Origin of the sequence: Alkalihalobacillus sp. AL-G, assembly GCF_030643805.1 — a bacterium.
Lineage (GTDB): Bacteria > Bacillota > Bacilli > Bacillales > Fictibacillaceae > Pseudalkalibacillus.
In genome coordinates this window covers 2,286,283-2,304,687 of sequence record NZ_CP094656.1, presented here as the reverse complement: position 1 = coordinate 2,304,687, position 18,405 = coordinate 2,286,283, and the positions used below count along the sequence as shown (strand labels likewise).

At 38.8% G+C, this 18,405-nt stretch carries 20 protein-coding genes and 1 pseudogene; 1 reads left to right on the top strand and 20 read right to left on the bottom strand.

What is annotated here, in order from left to right; genetic code table 11:
• Positions 1-59: 59 nt before the first annotated feature.
• The 10 genes and pseudogenes from MOJ78_RS11800 to MOJ78_RS11760 form a co-directional block, all read right to left on the bottom strand.
• Positions 60-470 (bottom strand): DUF4304 domain-containing protein, encoded by a 411-nt coding sequence (locus tag MOJ78_RS11800; RefSeq protein WP_304977542.1) that lies wholly within the window; start codon positions 468-470, stop codon positions 60-62.
• A gap of 1,072 nt (positions 471-1,542) precedes the next feature.
• The gene (locus MOJ78_RS11795) at positions 1,543-1,866 is read right to left on the bottom strand and encodes a hypothetical protein (protein WP_304977541.1); all 324 of its coding nucleotides are present in this window, start codon (positions 1,864-1,866) and stop codon (positions 1,543-1,545) included.
• 56 nt (positions 1,867-1,922) lie between these two features.
• Positions 1,923-2,342: a hypothetical protein gene (locus MOJ78_RS11790; RefSeq protein WP_304977540.1), complete on the bottom strand. Its 420-nt coding sequence runs from the start codon at positions 2,340-2,342 to the stop codon at positions 1,923-1,925.
• Positions 2,343-2,453: 111 nt separating this feature from the next.
• Positions 2,454-2,504: pseudogene (locus MOJ78_RS20950) on the bottom strand (hypothetical protein); the annotation flags it as partial.
• A complete protein-coding gene (locus MOJ78_RS11785) occupies positions 2,501-3,067 on the bottom strand; it encodes a hypothetical protein (protein ID WP_304981243.1) in 567 nt (188 codons plus the stop codon). The gene MOJ78_RS11785 and the pseudogene MOJ78_RS20950, both read right to left, overlap by 4 nt.
• Before the next feature lie 25 nt (positions 3,068-3,092).
• A complete protein-coding gene (locus MOJ78_RS11780; RefSeq protein ID WP_304977539.1) occupies positions 3,093-3,437 on the bottom strand; it encodes an RHS repeat domain-containing protein in 345 nt (114 codons plus the stop codon).
• Positions 3,438-3,439: 2 nt separating this feature from the next.
• A complete protein-coding gene (locus tag MOJ78_RS11775) occupies positions 3,440-3,790 on the bottom strand; it encodes a hypothetical protein (protein WP_304977538.1) in 351 nt (116 codons plus the stop codon).
• On the bottom strand, positions 3,765-4,142 hold the full coding sequence (locus tag MOJ78_RS11770; RefSeq protein ID WP_304977537.1) for a hypothetical protein: 378 nt from the start codon (positions 4,140-4,142) through the stop codon (positions 3,765-3,767). The genes MOJ78_RS11775 and MOJ78_RS11770 overlap by 26 nt, the downstream gene beginning before the upstream one ends.
• Positions 4,143-4,159: 17 nt before the next feature.
• Complete coding sequence (locus MOJ78_RS11765; RefSeq protein ID WP_304977536.1) at positions 4,160-4,366, bottom strand: hypothetical protein; 207 nt, start codon at positions 4,364-4,366, stop codon at positions 4,160-4,162.
• 470 nt (positions 4,367-4,836) lie between these two features.
• Positions 4,837-6,519, bottom strand: coding sequence for a GMC family oxidoreductase (locus MOJ78_RS11760; protein WP_304977535.1), 1,683 nt, complete (start codon positions 6,517-6,519; stop codon positions 4,837-4,839).
• A gap of 712 nt (positions 6,520-7,231) precedes the next feature.
• Here MOJ78_RS11760 and MOJ78_RS11755 point away from each other — a divergent pair.
• Positions 7,232-7,633, top strand: a complete 402-nt coding sequence (locus MOJ78_RS11755) for a hypothetical protein (protein WP_304977534.1) — start codon at positions 7,232-7,234, stop codon at positions 7,631-7,633.
• Between the two features lie 176 nt (positions 7,634-7,809).
• On the opposite strand, the gene MOJ78_RS11750 is transcribed toward MOJ78_RS11755, so the two are convergent.
• The 10 genes from MOJ78_RS11750 to MOJ78_RS11705 all read right to left on the bottom strand — a co-directional run bounded on the left by MOJ78_RS11750 (position 7,810) and on the right by MOJ78_RS11705 (position 18,402).
• The gene (locus MOJ78_RS11750) at positions 7,810-8,166 is read right to left on the bottom strand and encodes a DUF2512 family protein (protein ID WP_304977533.1); all 357 of its coding nucleotides are present in this window, start codon (positions 8,164-8,166) and stop codon (positions 7,810-7,812) included.
• A gap of 277 nt (positions 8,167-8,443) precedes the next feature.
• Positions 8,444-8,875, bottom strand: coding sequence for a thioredoxin family protein (locus MOJ78_RS11745; RefSeq protein WP_304977532.1), 432 nt, complete (start codon positions 8,873-8,875; stop codon positions 8,444-8,446).
• 617 nt (positions 8,876-9,492) lie between these two features.
• Positions 9,493-10,533, bottom strand: coding sequence for a DUF2332 domain-containing protein (locus MOJ78_RS11740; RefSeq protein WP_304977531.1), 1,041 nt, complete (start codon positions 10,531-10,533; stop codon positions 9,493-9,495).
• A gap of 283 nt (positions 10,534-10,816) precedes the next feature.
• Entirely contained in the window at positions 10,817-12,109 is a 1,293-nt protein-coding gene (gene odhB / locus MOJ78_RS11735; RefSeq protein WP_304977530.1) for a 2-oxoglutarate dehydrogenase complex dihydrolipoyllysine-residue succinyltransferase, read from the bottom strand.
• A complete protein-coding gene (locus tag MOJ78_RS11730; RefSeq protein ID WP_304977529.1) occupies positions 12,106-14,982 on the bottom strand; it encodes a 2-oxoglutarate dehydrogenase E1 component in 2,877 nt (958 codons plus the stop codon). The genes odhB and MOJ78_RS11730 overlap by 4 nt, the downstream gene beginning before the upstream one ends.
• A 284-nt stretch (positions 14,983-15,266) precedes the next feature.
• Positions 15,267-16,379, bottom strand: a complete 1,113-nt coding sequence (locus tag MOJ78_RS11725; RefSeq protein WP_304977528.1) for a DUF1648 domain-containing protein — start codon at positions 16,377-16,379, stop codon at positions 15,267-15,269.
• The gene (locus MOJ78_RS11720; protein ID WP_304977527.1) at positions 16,376-16,774 is read right to left on the bottom strand and encodes a GntR family transcriptional regulator; all 399 of its coding nucleotides are present in this window, start codon (positions 16,772-16,774) and stop codon (positions 16,376-16,378) included. The genes MOJ78_RS11725 and MOJ78_RS11720 overlap by 4 nt, the downstream gene beginning before the upstream one ends.
• 137 nt (positions 16,775-16,911) lie before the next feature.
• The gene (locus tag MOJ78_RS11715; RefSeq protein ID WP_304977526.1) at positions 16,912-17,454 is read right to left on the bottom strand and encodes a biotin transporter BioY; all 543 of its coding nucleotides are present in this window, start codon (positions 17,452-17,454) and stop codon (positions 16,912-16,914) included.
• Positions 17,455-17,558: 104 nt separating this feature from the next.
• Positions 17,559-17,972, bottom strand: coding sequence for a MaoC family dehydratase (locus MOJ78_RS11710; RefSeq protein WP_304977525.1), 414 nt, complete (start codon positions 17,970-17,972; stop codon positions 17,559-17,561).
• The gene (locus tag MOJ78_RS11705; RefSeq protein ID WP_304977524.1) at positions 17,956-18,402 is read right to left on the bottom strand and encodes an FAS1-like dehydratase domain-containing protein; all 447 of its coding nucleotides are present in this window, start codon (positions 18,400-18,402) and stop codon (positions 17,956-17,958) included. The genes MOJ78_RS11710 and MOJ78_RS11705 overlap by 17 nt, the downstream gene beginning before the upstream one ends.
• Between the last annotated feature and the right edge of the window lie 3 nt (positions 18,403-18,405).

The following is an 18,405-nucleotide window of genomic DNA, read 5'->3' as shown; positions in this document are numbered from 1 at the left end:
CTATTATGGAATAACCAAGGAGCTTCTATTAGCTGGTATTACTATATAAATGAACTTTATTAAGTCCACCAATTAGGATAAGAGGTCCACCATTCTCCAGCTTCACTTAATGAGTTTTTTATCAGTTTTCCAATCTCATCAGTATTATCTTTATGGAATTTAAACATTCCTTTTACGTCTTTTCCAATTCGATGTCGATGCCAAGCAGAACCATCACCGATATAATAAACTTTCATTTTATTAGGTGTACGAAATTTACCTGAGACATCAGTATGTCCTTCTGGTGGACACTTAGAGATTTCAACATATAAGACTCCACCCCACATACTAAATTGAAACATCAATAAATCAGTTTGTTCTTCTAATTTCCTATAAAAGTGAGGAAAGGAACCCTTAAAACCACTTTCTCTTAATATTGGAATAACTAACTCTTTTAAAGATCTAATCATTGCATCACGTTCAACTGACATATGTTGTTACCTCCATTTGTAAACATAACCAAACTCTATTTTTCTTTTACATTTACTACTTCAACTACTGCCTAATTCTTCAATAAAACAAAGGCGATTACCTTATCCAGCAATCGGCGCAAGTTAGTTGAAGAAGAACAAGAGTCAAAACACCCTTGGATTATCAATAACTAACCACATATTTTCTTCATCATATCCAACAATTTTTCCTACTATTTTGTGTCCTGGATAAAGGTTTTCTGGGTTTGTACTGTCGCTAGATTTATTGTAGTCAGTGATACCAATTACATCTTGTGAAACATTAAAAATTACCCCTTGAGGATAAAAAACTTCAATTATTCCCTCAATCTTATCTCCAATAGGGAATTTTTCTTTTGTCTCGTTCCATTTATCAATAAGGTGATTTTTATATGTGTTCCATACACTATAAAAATGTTCTTCATTTATCTCGGAACCACCGTACTCTATAATTTCATCAATATTGACTGGTCCCTCTGCTAAATAAAAATGATGTTCTTTGTCTTTACGATTGGAAGCTATATACTTTTTTGGTGTTACTGCAATTTGTTTTGTTACATAACCATCATCAATTTCTATATATGTAGTGCCACCAATATAATCATCATCGTCCCAACTAAAATAAACGTTTCATAAAGTTCTTCCCTTCCCATTCTTTCCTACCCTAAATAATACCACTTCTTCTTCAACTAAACTGCCTCTATAGTTTAAGGACATTTCTTCACAATCTCTTCTATAAATTTTGATACAAATATCCATTTATTTTGAAAATGAGTTACTCAAGAATCTGGCCCGATTGTGGAAGATCGTTTTTAGATTGTCTACAATAGCTTTATTGCAGAAAAGCCTCCTTCTGTTGAAGAACAATCATGTCGGACGGGGGACGGTTGGCAGGTTCCGTCCAAGAGTTATTGTTTGATGGCGATTCACAACGCAATAATTAGTATTTAATAGATTTAGAGAGGGTTAAATCAAGAAATGACCCCAGATAGATTCCAGGGTCATCAACACTATTGTTAAATTATATTTCTATCCATATTGTAACTTCTAAAATTTATTTTGATTTATCCAATTCATTATTTGCTTGGCGTCTTTCCTTCCACTTGTAATACTTTTTATCAATCCAAGAGTTAGGTATTAAAAATCCTTGAAGTACCCAGATTCCACCTACATATAATCCTAAATCAACGAAAAGCGACTGATTAATATAGGCCATACCGAAAGTGAAAACAGCCAACAAATACAGAAAAACTACTGTTGCATATAATTTTACGCGTGAATGCGGTTTTAAATCTGCCTTCCTTGTATATAACAATGCATACGTTGCTATTATTAGGAATGGTATAATATAATACTTCGCATCTAACGAAGCTGGCATAATTCTCCCTCCTTTAAATTAGCATATCGATATAAATAGAAGCTTTTAATTAAGTGTTAATACCCGAACCAATGAAGGTAAGTCTCCCTTGGATTTTCGGAGAAATCAAAGTAGTAATCATGAATATCCTTAGCCTTACGTTTTACAGGTTTAATAACATTATCCTCTATATGTTGACCTGTGGTTTTTCCTGTTTCTTGTTTTACTAACATATTCACACCCGTGTAACCAGCCCCTATAGCAAATCCAGCTCCGCCAGTAGAAACCCCAAATGCAGCCATAGTTAAGCCAGTTGCTCCAGAAACAGTCGCTTCATCTAATGAAGCTGATGTCCAACTTTGTCCTCCAATAAAATGGTCTGTAGTTATTCCAATACCATTCCCAACAAAGGGAACAAATGAAGAATATTTGGCTAAAGTTGGTATACCCTCTAAGATACCCTTTCCAACTGTTTCTACATGGCTTGAGCCAACCAATCCAATAATTGATGTACCGAGATCAGACCATAATGAAGAGGAGCCCTCTTTTGGACTGTGGCCACTTGGATCTGTCAGTGTAACCGGATTGTTGTAGGCATAAATATATTTGTTTTGTGAGATCGGATCATCTTCAAATCCTTTGAAAGTATCTTTGGTTATGAATCTTCCGGTATTTGGATCGCCTGGTCTAGCGTACTTTTAATCGCTTTCACTTCACCAAGGCTGTTGTACGTATAATTGGTCGTTACCCCGTTCGGAAGAGTTTTTTGGTCAGTTAGCCCGCGTGGGTCCGGATCAATTTGAGTAACCTTACCGTTCCAATCGGTTACACTCACCATTTGATCGGCTTTGTTATAGGCGTAGGTAACAGTTGTCGCATCTGGATACGTAAGCGTTTTGAGATTACCGTTATCGTCATACGTATAGCTGACCTCGCGCCCGTTAGGGTCTGTCACACTATCCAATTGATCCCGGTGTGTATACGTATAAACCATTTCACCAGTTCCGTCCAACATGGATGAGCGATTTCCAGCTGCATCATAGGTGTAAGCTACCGATGTACCGTCTAAGTACACTTTTTTCGTTAATCGGTCTAAACGGTCATACTGATAATCTATGATTTGGCCTTTAGAATCTATTTTTGTATCAAGATTCCCATTCCCATCATACTCGTATTCAATAGTATTCTGAAGTGGATCTGTCTCGGTCACTCTCTGGTTAATAGCATCATACGTAAAAGCCGTGATGTTACCTTTGGCATTGGATCACTTTGGTCCGGTTTCCAACATTATCATATTGATACTCAGTAACATTTCCTTTCGGATCGGTTACCTTCGTCAACCGTGAAAACGGATCGTATTGATAAGATGTGGTTTGACCTTTTCCATCCGTCGCTGTTAAGACATTACCCATCGTATCATAGACAAAACTTTTCGAACGCTCTCCGCCGCCAATGTACTCAATAATTTTTGACTTTTGATTCCGTTCATTATAGAAGAACTCTTTGACTACAGGACCTTCGGTAATGGTAACAACCTCATTAGGCTGCCAAGGGTCACTGTAGGTATCCTGGTTTTCTCCTTGGTATCCCAACCTCAGAAGGCCGCTCGTTGCTTGTTCATATCTTTGTCTTTAGTTTTAACTCTGGTTACCTCTCCATAGGCACTAGTATCAGCATACGTTGTAGTCGTGTACCTGGTACGTAGTTTCGTAGCCGGTTGTTCAGCAGGCAAATTCACCCACTTCGAATCTTGATCAAAAGAATCCCGAAATACAACATACCATTGATCATTATACCAAGCTTCCACATAAAAAGTATGCTCGTAATACACATCATAATCAACATAAAAACTAGTGATCACGTCGTCAGAAATGGTGGCGGTGGATTGATCACTGACCGTTTTTTGATTACCGTTTGGATCATATGTATATGATGTTGCATTCACAATGTTGTTTCCCATTAACATAGGAGAACCACATGAACAATCGGGATGAGAGCCTCACTGAAAGCAATAGATATACAAGTGAATCTGTTAAACTACCCATTGCTCCAAACACATAACGCCCTTCTCCTCTAACCGAAAAATAAGAGCCAAACAATTCAAAATAACTGGCAGATAAGATCACAATCGGTAAAAACAAACTGCCGAGTACATGAAAGGCAAAGGCGGTTTTCTCGATTTTCAGCACTTTCTTAGTGAAATAAGCCAACCCGAAAAATAGGATCGATACGAGTGCGAGCAGCCCGGTTTTCATCCAGTTATCGAGCGTTTCCCACGTACTTGCTGCGAGTACCAACAGGATAACTCCTAAATTCAACGACCATGTAATGTTCCATCACGCACCTGTTGGCGATAACGTTTTTTCACTTTTTTAGGCTTTGGATCTGCGAGTTTGATAGTAGATTTTTCAGATTCCATTTCTTCTGCTGCCTGTTTCTTTGCCAGCTCTGCTCTCTTTTTTCTATCACATCTGAATAATAGTGACTTTGTGCCTCTTAAACCTGGACGTAGATCTCCCACGAAATGTAATGAATCCTATGATCACATATGGCGGCAAACCCTCCCACATCTCCCAGCATCATTTGACATACATTTCTTCGTTCAACCTATCCATGAAGTGGGGGCGGCGATGCTTTCTTGCAGGGTAAATGCCGTTTGTATAAAAATAGCCGACTGCTCCGTGCTTCGTTTTTTGATGTTGTTAAATAAAACAAATCTAACTTAGAAAATCAACTCTACAGATGTGACTTTACTTTAATTAAGCAGCTTCCCTATTTTGAAAATGAGGGATATCGTTCAACATTCTCTCTGGACTAAAGGCAACTTGTTTCTTACCTGCGATAAACAAAATTTTAATTAGCATACAACACAGGACGATAACGTACAAAAAAGCGCAATCCTTATAACAGTATTGCGCCCGTTTACAGAAAATTTGTACTATCCAAATTCGCGAATGTTTTGTTTTATAGCGATTAAAATTTTCGGCAGTCTTAATCGGAAGATTCCTCACGGAGAAATCTAACTGCATTTAGCCCGATGAACTGGGCAGGCATTGAGGTGTTCCCATCTGGTATAATCGGGCATATGGAAAGATCAGCAACTTTTAGTTTTTTTGTACCGAAAACATTTAGGTACCCATCCACAACTCCTTCTCCAATATTCCTTCCCATCTTACATTGACCTGAGAAATGTGCAATATTATGATAAGAAGCCTTAATATAATCGGCAAGTTTTTTATACTTTGTATCCTCATCTGCTATATTGAAAACATTTTCAGGTGGATAGACGACCTTATAAATGCCTCCTTTATCCAGTTTGCGAGCTCGTTTCATAATATTGAACGTTTCAATATATTGATCCACCATAAAATCCAAATCGTCAGGATCTGTAAGCGGATTAAGGTTGATGGAAGGATAAGCCTCTGGATCACTATGCGCAGCGAGAATTGTACCTCTGCTTTTAGGATTCAGATCGAATATGCCAACACTCATGACATTAGTTGGTTTGTTTGGATCAAACTCCCAGTTGTTTATATGGACATCCTGAACAGGGACAAACCTTGGTCCAGTGGATCCATAGAATTGAAGGCGACGCCCTCCTGATCGGCCATCTCCTTTAAAAGCACCTAATGGAAATGGCATATCTGGATCCGCATCAATGACCTGTTTAAGTCGTGATGTTTCTACTTCGACTCCGATTCCTCCGGTAAAATGTGATTGGAAATTATGGCCGACATTCACACTCTCTATTAAAGTAGATATGCCGATATTTGCCAAATCTGTTGATTTTCCGATTCCTGAACGCTGTAGAATAACAGATGAGAAGTTACCAGCACAAATGATGATTCCTTTTTTTGCATACGCTCTCTTAGATTTTCCATCCTTGACTACTTCGACTCCGACAGCGATGTAATCTCTTCCATCCTTTTCCAATAGCACTCTGTTCACTGTCGTTTTTGTCAGAATAACCAACCTTCTACCGTCAACCCCAAACTCATCGGGTTCGAACTCGTCTCCCTGAGTAACAATGTCTTTATTGAGATAACCTGTCGCAGTAGAGGAACGAACATATTGATCATCGACTTCCTTTTGAAGAAATTGGGACTTTAAAAATGTACAATCCCTTATCCCTGTATTGTAATCTTCGACAATCGGAATATCCAAAATATCGGATGTAGCTTTAACCAAAGTTGGTATGAGCCGACCATTTGGAATATCTTGCTGGCGGACATAGATCGGGCCTTCTGTTCCTCGTTCATCCGGTTCTTGTGTACTTCCAGTATAGGTTTCATTCTTTTTAAATAATGAACGTATACTGTCGTAGCTCCATTGTGAACCGACAAGCCTTGCCCATTCATCATAGAGGTCCTCGCTTCCGCGTACAGCATACATAGCATTATGTTCAGAACTTCCCCCGATTGCTCTACCACTGGATAACCGTAACTGCTGTCCGATATTCAGTTCACCCTTTGTAAGAATGTTAAATGAAAATTTGTTATCAGCAGCTAAAGATAATGCCCTGCTCCCAGAACCACTACGAAGCGCTTCCGTCATATTGGTACCCGGTTCCAGGAGAAGAACTGACGTATGTTTGTCATCTGACAATTCTTTAGCGATCACCCCTCCGGCAGTGCCTGCTCCGACCACGATATAATCAAATGCTTTTTTTGACATAAGTTTATTTCCCACCTTATTTTCAAAATATATATTCACATTCATATGAATAAGGATCTTATAAGGTGTTTGCCTCATCTTTGATAAAAAGAAGCTTTGTAATGTTTTCTGATAAATAAATCTGTGATAACAGGCCATCTTTATTTAGAATTAAGCTCAAAAAGAGCGCAATCCTTTACTATAGAAAAGCGCCTTTTTATTGAACCTTGATATAGGTAAGTGATCACTTGATAATCTATTAATAGGCCCCGCGGCTATTCTCCTCCCTTTCCTAAAACGTTTTTTTGAAGCAAATAGCAGCATAAAGAATGATTTACACTTCCTAAAATCAAGTGGCAGCTCGAGATTTTTATAGGAATAAAATTTGTAGAAATTATGGATTTATAAATTTTTAACTTAATATCTGGATGGGTTATTCAATACTTATGTTTTCAAAAAAAATCTAATATCAATCACTGTTTATCTTATCCATCTATTATTGATTTCCGTTTATGGATATCTCCATAACGTTTTGCATTTTGATATTTAATGTTTTAAAGGAAGGAAATGATTGGTAATGTGGCTAAAGGTTTGAAAGTGGAATTTTATGAAAAAGCGGCTCCTTCCCCCTTTACTTCCCGACACTCCCCCAAACTCTAGGGCTTTTTTATTTTCCCATAAATCTTTTCGAAGCCATTCATTATGTTTAATATATTTAGGATTCATTGCATTAGTGGCTATCTTGACGATTCCAAAAGCTTGGAGAGAACTGCAACCGGTTGAGGGCTGGATAATGCTTGGAGCATTTGTATTTTTTAACCCAGGCTATATTGAGAGGAAAACAAGAAAGCAAGAAAGTCGAATGGACAAAAAAGAATTATTTCTATCCTTAACTGGAGTGGTATCCATTGTTTTAGGAGCTTACTTTACTGTCCGTTCTGCAGAGAACATACTGACTGCTCTAGGTGTTTCAGAAATTGTTGGCGGTATATTTATTGTGGGAACCTTGTGTACCGCTCCGGAAGTGTTCATAACTTGGCAAATCGTCGGAAGTGGAAGACCAACTTCTGGTAGTACTAGTGTAACCGGCGATAAAGCCATTACCATGACACTAGGTTTTTTTCCGGCGTTTTAACTCAATACTTATCATTGATTTTCGGCCATTTTGAACAACCTCCTAAAGTTGATTTTTATTACATCATCAACTTTAACAAAACTTGTCTTACTGTAATTCAGCTTACATTTGGTAAGTACTTTTCTAACAAATTATGTTTAAATAAAAAAATGCCAGTGGGATCACTGGCTGTGTGATTAGGCGGGTGACTTACGAGTTTTGTCGGTTTTGATTAAATATGTGTGTTGAGGTATCTCGGTTAGGGTCAGTAGAGTAGCGGTTAGAAGAGCACCCATAATAGTGACTTCAGCATTGGGTAACATTACAGAGACAAAATATACGATAATTGCAGCTGCAAAAAAATCTAAAACATTACTCATCCGAAAAGTCTGTTCATTTAAAAGAAAAACTTCCATAAGGTGTGCTCCGATTGCCAACACTAATCCGACAATAATTGGCTGCCATAAGTTTGTGTAGTCAACATTTGGAAAGATAAAGAATGCTAGTAGTACTGTAACGGGACATACGACCAATTTAATTAGTAATCCTGTCATGAATACATCCTCCTTCTTTTATCAAGGAGTATTTTTTACAAGATTATGCTTTTTATACATCGATTACTAACACTTTTCGAATATTCCTGAAAAGAAGTACTTTGTATGTTCTTGTCGTTTAGACCTTATTTCTTGGTGATATGATGTTAGATACTCGTATCCTGGGTAATATTGATAACAGTCAGGTGATAGTAAAGTTACTTGCACATTTTACTTAAAGAAATAGAGGTAAACAAAATTGCTGCTTACCTCACAAAGAAAATGATTTGATTTATCTTTATTTAGACTCTTCATTTTTTGTCGTCCCAGGAATGACACAACCTTCTGGGCCACAATCGATTCCTTTCATTCGAGCCTCTTGTTCCTTCTCTTTTTCCAGCTGTTTTTGCTGCCATTCCGTATCGATGTCTGGTGAAAATTTTTCCGGATAGCGAATGTACCAGCGTTGCTTTCGAATTAAAAAGTTATTGGAATCAAGCATGATCGCTTTATCCAGTTCTTTTAATGCTTCTTCTTTCCTTCCGCTTTTTGAATATTCCATCCCAAGTTTAAATTTGGTTTGTGCAAGCTGTTCCTCCAATTCAGAGGTTGAATCCTGAGGTTCATAATAAGCGTCTTCTAATTCGACTTTTTCAACTTCTCCATTCAATAAGTTTTCAACGGCTTCCAAGTGTTCTTCTTCGGTAATGCTAAAACCTTGTTTTATCAAACGAATGATTCCGTTCTCATCAATAAATATCCCATTAGGAACGATATTGAATCCAAACAGGCTACCCAAGACGTTTTCAGAATCGACGACGGTCGTAAAGGTCGTTCCTTTCGTATAAGGTTTGACAACATCAGCCCCTTGGATGTCGACAGCTACCGAAAGAAGTTCAAATCCATTGTCTTTATGTTTTTCATAAAAGTCCTGCCATCCAGGCAGTTGTTCGCGGCAACGTCACCAGGAAGCCCACATGAAAATCAAGGTTTTCTTTCCAAGGAAATCTGTGGTTGATATGGTGTCTCCATTTTGGTCAGTAAAACGAATAGTTTGAAATTTATTCAATAACATGGCATACCCTCCTTATTTTCACCTTACATGATATGAGCATGAACTTAAAAAGAAATGATTTTTAAATGAAATGTAATTACCATAATACGGCTTGTAAAATCATGACCGGATTGATTGTTTCTAATTAGATTTGATATAAATCAACACGAAAACATTCAATCAGTCCTAACATGATTGACTTGTCTGCCAGCCGAATATTTCCATCCTAGAAAGATAGCCCTAAAAGGATGACTAGCAAACGTCCTTTTAGGGTTGTTTTATTTTGAGTATGCTTATACCTCTTGACTCATTGCTATATTCCAATCGAACCATCTCCCATGGCCATCGGTGTCCCCGATCACTTCATTTTGTTCGTTACCTTTGATGTAATAATCCAGGTGGAGTTTTCGGTCGCGCATATTGTTGTATATATGGAAGATATCTCTTTTCTCTCCAATCTCCTTCACTTGATTGAATAATTTTTGCTTTAACCTATCCGGAAATTGATTGGCAACATGGGTATGAAAAATACAGATTGTACTATCACTCGATACTTCTTCTGCATATTTCGTTAATAATTCCACTCCATCCCCTTCCACGAGGGTTGGCGGTGTATGCTGAATTTGTACTGCAGCTTTTTGAAATATTTCTAATCTCTCTTTATGTTCTGGCCAAATTAATGCTTTTAGCCATAAATACTCCTCTTCATGGTTCAAGTCAACTATGTTTAGATCCAGCCCCAAACGAGAATGGACAGGAGGGCTATTAGTAAGCATTTGTGGAGTAGTACCTTCTCTAAGAGAAGCGGTTAAATGTAGGAATGAGTCCTTATTTCCGTACACCTTATCGTCTCCATACGAGTAGGAATACTGATCCCACATCAATTGGAGTCCAGCGCTCGTCCCAATTTCTATTAATGATAAAGGTGTTCCTATCTTCTTATAGATGTGGCAAAAAACCGGGTAAAGATATGCACACCGTCTTACCTCATTGGTTTGCACCGATTTGTTTTGAAGAATTTGTATGATTTCCTTTCGATTATGCTCGCAAAAGTCCTTAAATTCTGTAAAGGCACCCTCTGGTTTTTTTGGTTCATTCACTAAACTAGGATAGAATTCATGCAAAGGATGATTCTTATCTTTATGTAATAAATAATGCACAGCACCTAAAAACAAGTTTGGAACTGGTTGACCTTCTGAAGCATATGAGCTTAACCTGAGCATGTCGGTATCTATAGCAATTTGTAAAGACAAGGCCTCATACAAAGGGCTTGAACCTTTACACTCTATAACCGCAAAGTTATTAAACCTTTCAGATAGCTTATTTATATCCATATGTTTCACTCCCATAGTTGGACATTTAGGTATTACTCCTTCCCATTCTCTTTCTATCCTCAAAATTCCTCTTTTCGGTTGTTGAGTACTGAGTAATGAAACAAAATAAAAAGGCCTCCTAAAATTGGAGACCTTTAACAGAGCTGTTATAATATTAAGCTCCTAAGTAAAGGATCAAGTTTTTGCTTATTCCTTTTTTGTAACGAAAATTCTTTGACTCTGTAACTAATACCATAGCAATAGTATTTACATTTATTGATGTTCTGGGTCAGCCATTTTTGATTTACCCTTCCAGTAACAATGATTCTGGATCCTCTAATAACTCTTTTATCCTAACGAGAAAGCTGACGGCTTCGCTTCCATCGACAATTCTATGATCATAAGAAAGGGCGATATACATCATCGGTCGGTTTTCCATTCTTTCGTCGTCTATGGCTATTGGACGCCACTGGATTTTGTGCATGCCGAGTATCCCGACCTGCGGCGCATTAAGTATCGGTGAGGACATCAGTGAGCCAAAGATGCCACCGTTCGTAATCGTAAATGTTCCACCTTGCAAATCTTCAATGGTAAGTTTTTTTGACTGAACTTTTTTCGATAGAGATTTTATATTCCGTTCAATCTCTGCAAAGCTCAGCTGATCTGCATTTCGAACAACAGGGACCACGAGCCCTTCTTCTGCACCGACTGCAATTCCGATATCATAAAACCTTTTAAGCAGTATCTCGTCTCCTTGAATTTCCGCATTTAATCTCGGGAACTTTTTTAATGCCCCTACTACCGCTTTTGTGAAGAATGACATGTAGCCAAGTTTTACATCGTTTTGTTCCAGAAACTTTTCTTTACGACGTTTCCGAATATCATTGATTGCGGTCATGTCCACTTCATTGTATGTTGTCAGCATCGCTGCTGTATGCTGAACCTCAACAAGCCTTTTGGCGATTGTTTGTCGACGCCGTGACATTTTGACTCGTTCTACTGGTTTATCTGTTTTAACGTCGGACTTCTTTGATTTCTGTTCACTGCTCGTTTTTTTATCAATGGATTGTGGTTTATCAGCTTTATCTGCCCGTGATTGATTTGCATGTCCCTTTACATCCTCAGATCTAACTCTTCCTAATGGATCACTTGCTTTAACTTGAGTCAAATCTACGCCTAGCTCTCTTGCTAATTTTCTTGCAGCTGGTGAAGCAATTGGACGGTTAGTTTCGTTTTGTTCTTCTTTAAAAGCAGTTTTTGTGGTCGTGATTTCCTCTGACTTCTCTTCTTTTTCACGTTTGGATTCACTTTGTGACCGCTCTTGGATTTGTTGTTCTCCCCCACCAGATGCTTCTTCACCCGCGTTCTCATTAATCGTTGCAATCACTTCGCCTACTTCCACTGTATCACCAGGCTCTTTTAATAATTCATGTATTACGCCATCGTTTTCGGCACTGACTTGAACATTTACTTTGTCGGTTTCTAGTTCCACGATGTAATCACCTTTATTGACCTGTTCCCCTACAGAGACTAACCATTCTGCTATGGTTCCTTCTGAAATGGATTCTGCGAGTTCCGGTACTTTGATCTCAATCACGAAACATTACCTCCTTCACTTGAAACAGTATTTGAATTGTTTAATTTCAGTGCTTCGTTTACGATCAGTTCCTGCTCTTTTTTATAGATATCAGGCTCTCCGCCTGCAGGACTGGATCGTTCAGGACGTCCAATATAAGAAACAGAAGAATTATCCGGAGCAATGGCTCTGATTTTTGATTCAATATACGACCACGCACCCATGTTTCTTGGTTCTTCTTGGACCCAGATGATTTCTTCCAAGTGTTCATACCGTAGGATCATTTCTTTCATTTCGCCTTCTGGGAACGGATATAGTTGTTCAATACGAAGAATATCAAGCCAATTCCAACCTTGGGTATTCGATTCGATCGCGGCCTCAAGATCAATGGCGATCTTGCCACTACATAGGATTAAACGTTTTACTCGTTCGGCTTGATCCCCAAGGCTTGATTGGTGCAAAACGGCTTCAAACTGACCTTCACTGAATTCAACAGGAGATGAAGCAACACGCGGGTTTCGAAGTAAGCTCTTTGGTGTCATGATAATCAAAGGACGAACCTCATCTTTATCCGTTATGATTGCTTGCTTGCGTAAAATATGAAAATATTGCGCTGCACTTGTCAAATTAGCGACGGTCCAATTATTTTCAGCAGATAATTGTAAAAAGCGTTCAAGGCGTCCACTTGAGTGCTCCGGCCCTTGCCCTTCGTAGCCGTGAGGTAAAAGGAGAACGAGTCCTGACTTCTGTCCCCATTTTGCCCGACCTGATGAAACGAATTGATCATAAATCACTTGAGCTGCATTTGCAAAATCTCCGTATTGTGCCTCCCATAGGACAAGTGTTTCAGGTGCAAATACATTATAACCGTATTCGAAGCCGACGACGGATGCTTCAGACAATGGACTATTATGAATGGCATATGATGCGTTTGCCTGAGGCAGCACGTGTAAGGGTGAAAACATTTCCCCTGTTTTACTATTGTGCAGTATGAGGTGCCGATGGGCGAATGTCCCTCGCTCCGTATCTTGACCTGTCAAGCGGATTGGTGTGCCATCTTTCAGGATTGTAGCAAATGCCAGCGTCTCACCTAACGACCAATCAACCTTCCCACCATCGTCAAGGGCCTTTTCTCGACGCTTTAAGATTCGTTCTAACTTCGGATAAACGGTAAATCCTTTCGGCCAATTTAGTAAACCCTTATTAATTTCTCGAAGGGTATCGAGTGGAACAGCCGTTTTACTATTAGGAAGGTCTTTTACGATCCTTTCTGGCACCTCTATTCCTTTCACTTCGCCATCTTTATTATCTTTAGAAACATTTTTATATATGGTTTGAAGTCTTTTTTGGACTGTCTCTTCCATTTGTTTTACTTTTTCATCTGTAACCACACCCTCTGATTGTAAAATGTTTGCATACAGGCTCCGAACAGTGGGATGATTATTGATTTTATTGTATAGCTGCGGTTGTGTTGCAGATGGATCATCCATTTCATTGTGACCAAAGCGGCGATATCCGATCAAGTCAATGAGAAAGTCCTTTTGAAACTGCTTCCGGTATTGATAAGCAAGGCAGATTGCAGCAAGACAAGCTTCCGGATCATCCGCATTTACATGAACAATCGGAATTTCGAAACCTTTCGCAAGATCGCTGGCATATTTCGTGGATCGGGAATCTGTACTGTTGGTAGTAAATCCTACAAGATTGTTTGCAATGATATGTATGGTTCCACCAGTATGGTATCCACGTAACTGACTTAAATTAAGGGTTTCAGCAACAATTCCTTCCCCTGGAAAGGCTGCATCCCCATGAATTAATATCGAAAAAGATTTTGTGACGTCTAGTTGAGGATAACCTGATGAGCCGCGCTCCTCTTGTGCTGCACGCGTATATCCCTCAACAACTGGGTTAACGTATTCTAAATGACTCGGATTATTCGCTAAAGTCAAACATGCGGGTTCCATATTCTCATCTTCTATTTCCAGATCAGCGCCCAAATGATATTTAACATCACCTGTCCATCCGTAATTAATACCCATTGAACCTTCGGAAGGCACAAGTTCTTTATTTGGTGAATGGTGAAATTCAGAAAAGATTTTTTCGTAAGGCTTTCCTAATACATGTGCCAAAACATTTAATCGGCCGCGATGAGCCATACCAATCATGATGTTGCGGGTACCATCGTGAACCCCTGTTTGAATGATGGTGTCGAGGATAGGAACCATTGTATCGAGACCTTCGATCGAAAACCGCTTTTGTCCAACAAAAGTTCGATGCAGAAAATTCTCAAAGCCCTCTACTTCTGTTAATCGTTGTAAAAGGGCAATACGTTCCTCAGATGACATGGAGGGATTTACCGAGCCGGACTCTACCATATGGTTTAGCCACTTCCTCTCCCTCTCATCATGTACATGGCTAAATTCATACGCTAATGACTTTGTGTAGATTTGTTTTAGCTTTGTTATGGCATCAAGCCCTGATGTAATATCATCAGGTGCATCGGCCCAAACGACTTCAGCCGGAATCGCTTTCAAATCATCTTCACTAAGTTGATATTCTGCCGGATTAAGGAACCGTGTATCCGTTTGTGCATCTTCTAAAGGATGGATGTCCGCGGATAAATGCCCGTAAGCACGAATATTTTCAGCAAGCTTCACAGCTGCAACTGCCTTCATCATAGTGGTTGCATCATTTGTAGTTTTGGATGTATCTGTATGATCCGTAACACCAGTAGTTAAAGGCGGCGGCCCCCATGTGTCAAAAAGTTCTCTAATCGTTTCTTCAACAGAATCGGGGTCCTCTTTGTACTGATCGTATAGTTCAATCGCATAGCCAAGATTGGGACCATAAAATCCCTGCCATGGTTGGTTTTTATTTGGTCGGTTTGTGCCCATTCATAATACCTCCAAGTAATTATGGTGTATTTTTAATTCTCTTATATACAAGCTATTGATTGGAATCTGGAAGATTATACTTGTTATTGGTATTCCATACACTTCTTAGAATTCCTTATTATTCAATAATCTAAACTTCCAGACTCTAAACTTTAATTTCTCTAAAAAATAACAAAATACTCCTTTTCTCTTTCTTTCATTACAATTCCTTCTCTTTCTTTACTTATTGAGTGAAACATCGAAAATGGTCACCAAGAGTGGAGACCTTTAACCGAACTAAAATATTAAGCGCCTAAAATGACAGGGATTCCGACTGCTAACAGAATAATCAATATAAAGATCATCCATGCTGCTGGACGGGCAAAATTCACTGTCCATCCTATTCCAAAACGTTTTTCTAAAAATAAGGAAGGATCTTTTTTATTGTAGTAAAACTGGCCGAGCTTCCAATGCTCGTCATCATCACGATTCAAAGCGGTTCCGCTTCCCTCAGAACGGACATTTATGCGACTCCCACCTTGCCCTGTTGAAAATGAAAGTACGATTGATCCAATCGTAACACCAATACCGAAAATGATTGGAACAATGGTTAAGAGCTGATTATTGATCGGATAAATGAAGGATAATTGAATGAACGAGAATAAGAGCGTTAACGCCGTCCCTGTAATGATGATGAATGCTGACCATCTTCTTCTGAAAACAACATTTTGTTGTAAGGATTGCTCAGGATTTTCGGCACTTACCTGCTGTTTTGCCTTTGCGATCATCGTATTGATGAACAAAAATAATAAGGTTAAATACACTTGCATGATCGGCATGACGAGGACTGAACGATAAGATTTCTCTGTCCAATTTGTGACTTCCCCTTCAAAATTATATTGCATCGGAATTCTGTCTGGGATTTGATCATAAAGTTGAAGAGTTATCATCATCATAGTTAACGAAATCGCAAAAGGCAAGATGAACCATAGATTCGAGTAAGTGAGTTTTTGGTTATGAAATTGCGTATTTAAAACAACTTGTGATGACTTCTCCTTTCCCCAGGCTTCAGCCGCTTTCAAAGATTTCATCTTGTTGTGAAATCTCAAGTAAACGAGGAAACCCCCACCAATCAATAGCATAACCATGATGCTTAATCCGAGACTAATCGTGTTCTCATTATCCCCTATAAAAGAAATGCAGATTAGAAAAATGAGCATGACCAGAATACTTAGGATTCCAATAAGAGCAGCATATTTCTTACGCATTTCTTTTAGTTCAGTATGATGGTAGATCTCCTGAGGGATGGAAACCCCAAAGCTTTCAGTTCTTCTTGTCCAGTATGGAATAAACATCAGTGCAATCATTACCGGAATGAAGATTAACATGACTAATAGTAAACCGATCATTGAATTCATTTCTTTTCTCCCCCTTGATCTTGAAAATCACTAAACAATTCTGTACAAATTTGCAAAAATTCTTTCTGATCCATCCCACGACATACCGATTCTGCGATGTATGGTTTCAATGTTTTTCTTAACTGTGAGCCATAGACTTTATCCGCTTGTGGGATTCCTTCTGGATTAACGACAACTCCCCTTTGTCGATGGATTAAGATGAATCCATCCTGTTTAAGCTGCTGATACGCTTTGTTCACTGTATGAAGATTGATACCTATATCTGATGCTAATGACCTTACTGAGGGCAATCGGTCACCAGGTTGAAGCTCGTTTCTAGCTATTCCGGCGATAATTTGATGCATTAATTGGGTATAAATCGGTTCATTTGATTCTAAATCCAGTTTTATAAACACAAGTCTATCACCTGCCTTTATGTTATGTTTGTTATATATATAGTATAACAGTTAGAACAAAAAGACAATAAAAAGAACTTGCAAATAGCAAGTTCTCTAAAGTAAAACATGCGTCCCTTGATGTGTTTATAAAACAACTATGCCCTGATTAATTGCGCCCGTTTCAGTAGTTGTGGAGCAATAGTTGAGACAATGATGGCTTTTATTGTATCCCCAGGCAGATAAATTGCAGATCCCGCAGCAGCTTTTTCCAAAGAAAGGTCAGTCAGAATAGCGAGCCAAGGGATCCCTATCATATATACAATAATGATTCCACCAAATATATTGATTAAAAATAACTTCCAAAAATTTATGTATGGCATGAATTTTTGGACAAGCAATCCAATAACATAAGCCGCAATTGGCCAGCTTAATATAAAGCCGCCGCTTGGTCCAATAATTGTTCCAAGACCACCGCGTCCTCCTGACAATATTGGTGCTCCTGCCACAACGAGCATGACAAACAAGAATAAACTGAGTCCACCCAGTCTGGCACCTAAAATAGTTCCGGCTAACATTACACCTAGTGTTTGGGCTGTTATTGGAACAGGTATAAAAGGTAACATGATTGGTGGTAGGATGCCAAGTACTGCAACGATTGCTGTAAATAATGATGCATACATCATGTCTGTGGTCTTCATATTTATCATCATCCCCTAGTACAAACTATAAGTATAGTTTAGCAATAGGTCGAAAGAAACGTCAACCCGAAAAAAATATAGGTTTACATATAACGCGGAATTTCCTATTGATGGAGTGATAGCTCAGTGGTACCTTTCAAAATAAGCTTACCGGATGGGTTTCTTCCATTGACGATGAAACGGATTGTGGACGTTTTATGATTGATATCTATTACTTTACCGCATACTATAAGTCTATCTCCTATGTAAAGAGGTGCTGTAAACCGGACGCTGAATGTGGACTCTCTTACACATTGATCGAACCATGGTGAAAGGAGACGGGAGGCAATTCCCATGCTTAGCATGCCGTGCACAATAATGTTGGAAAAACCGGATTCCCTCGCTGCTTCCTGGTCAAGATGGATCATGCTTTGATCACCGGAAATTTCTGCATACTTTTTCAACCATTTTAATGTGATTGGTTCCGATTCAATCGGTTCTAATTTATCTCCAACGTTTATATTACGAAGTTCCGGCATATGTATTCTCCTTTAAAACAAGCGTTGAATTCGCTCTGAAGGATGGATCCTTTAAAATCGACGACTCAACGCGACCAAATAACTCGTGTTCAAGAAATTGTATATTCCGTCTGTTTATGATTCGTTTTAATTGAATCTGACAAACATAGGACCTTCCCGCTACAATTGGCTCTGTATAGATGAACGTTTGATCTCGGTGCAATAAAGGGCCATGATTTTCCAACCATAACACCGAGGCATGCTGCCAAAAAATAATCGGGAATGTCAAAGGTGCTATAATATTAGGGTAACCTCCTGACTTCGCTGCCTCTGGATCATGATGTATAGGATTTTTCTCCCCTATTACCAGGCTATAATCCTGAATCAGTTTCCTGCTAACGTCAATCTGAAACGGATCAGTTGTTTTTCCTTCCCATTTAAGGTCGATCATTAA

Coding starts and splice junctions, on each gene's coding strand:
- MOJ78_RS11800 (WP_304977542.1), bottom strand. CDS start 470: ATGTCAGTTGAACGTGATGCAATGATTAGATCTTTAAAAGAGTTAGTT.
- MOJ78_RS11795 (WP_304977541.1), bottom strand. CDS start 1,866: ATGCCAGCTTCGTTAGATGCGAAGTATTATATTATACCATTCCTAATA.
- MOJ78_RS11760 (WP_304977535.1), bottom strand. CDS start 6,519: ATGTCAAAAAAAGCATTTGATTATATCGTGGTCGGAGCAGGCACTGCC.
- MOJ78_RS11750 (WP_304977533.1), bottom strand. CDS start 8,166: ATGACAGGATTACTAATTAAATTGGTCGTATGTCCCGTTACAGTACTA.
- MOJ78_RS11740 (WP_304977531.1), bottom strand. CDS start 10,533: ATGGATATAAATAAGCTATCTGAAAGGTTTAATAACTTTGCGGTTATA.
- MOJ78_RS11730 (WP_304977529.1), bottom strand. CDS start 14,982: ATGGGCACAAACCGACCAAATAAAAACCAACCATGGCAGGGATTTTAT.
- MOJ78_RS11725 (WP_304977528.1), bottom strand. CDS start 16,379: ATGAATTCAATGATCGGTTTACTATTAGTCATGTTAATCTTCATTCCG.
- MOJ78_RS11715 (WP_304977526.1), bottom strand. CDS start 17,454: ATGAAGACCACAGACATGATGTATGCATCATTATTTACAGCAATCGTT.
- MOJ78_RS11710 (WP_304977525.1), bottom strand. CDS start 17,972: ATGCCGGAACTTCGTAATATAAACGTTGGAGATAAATTAGAACCGATT.
- MOJ78_RS11705 (WP_304977524.1), bottom strand. CDS start 18,402: ATGATCGACCTTAAATGGGAAGGAAAAACAACTGATCCGTTTCAGATT.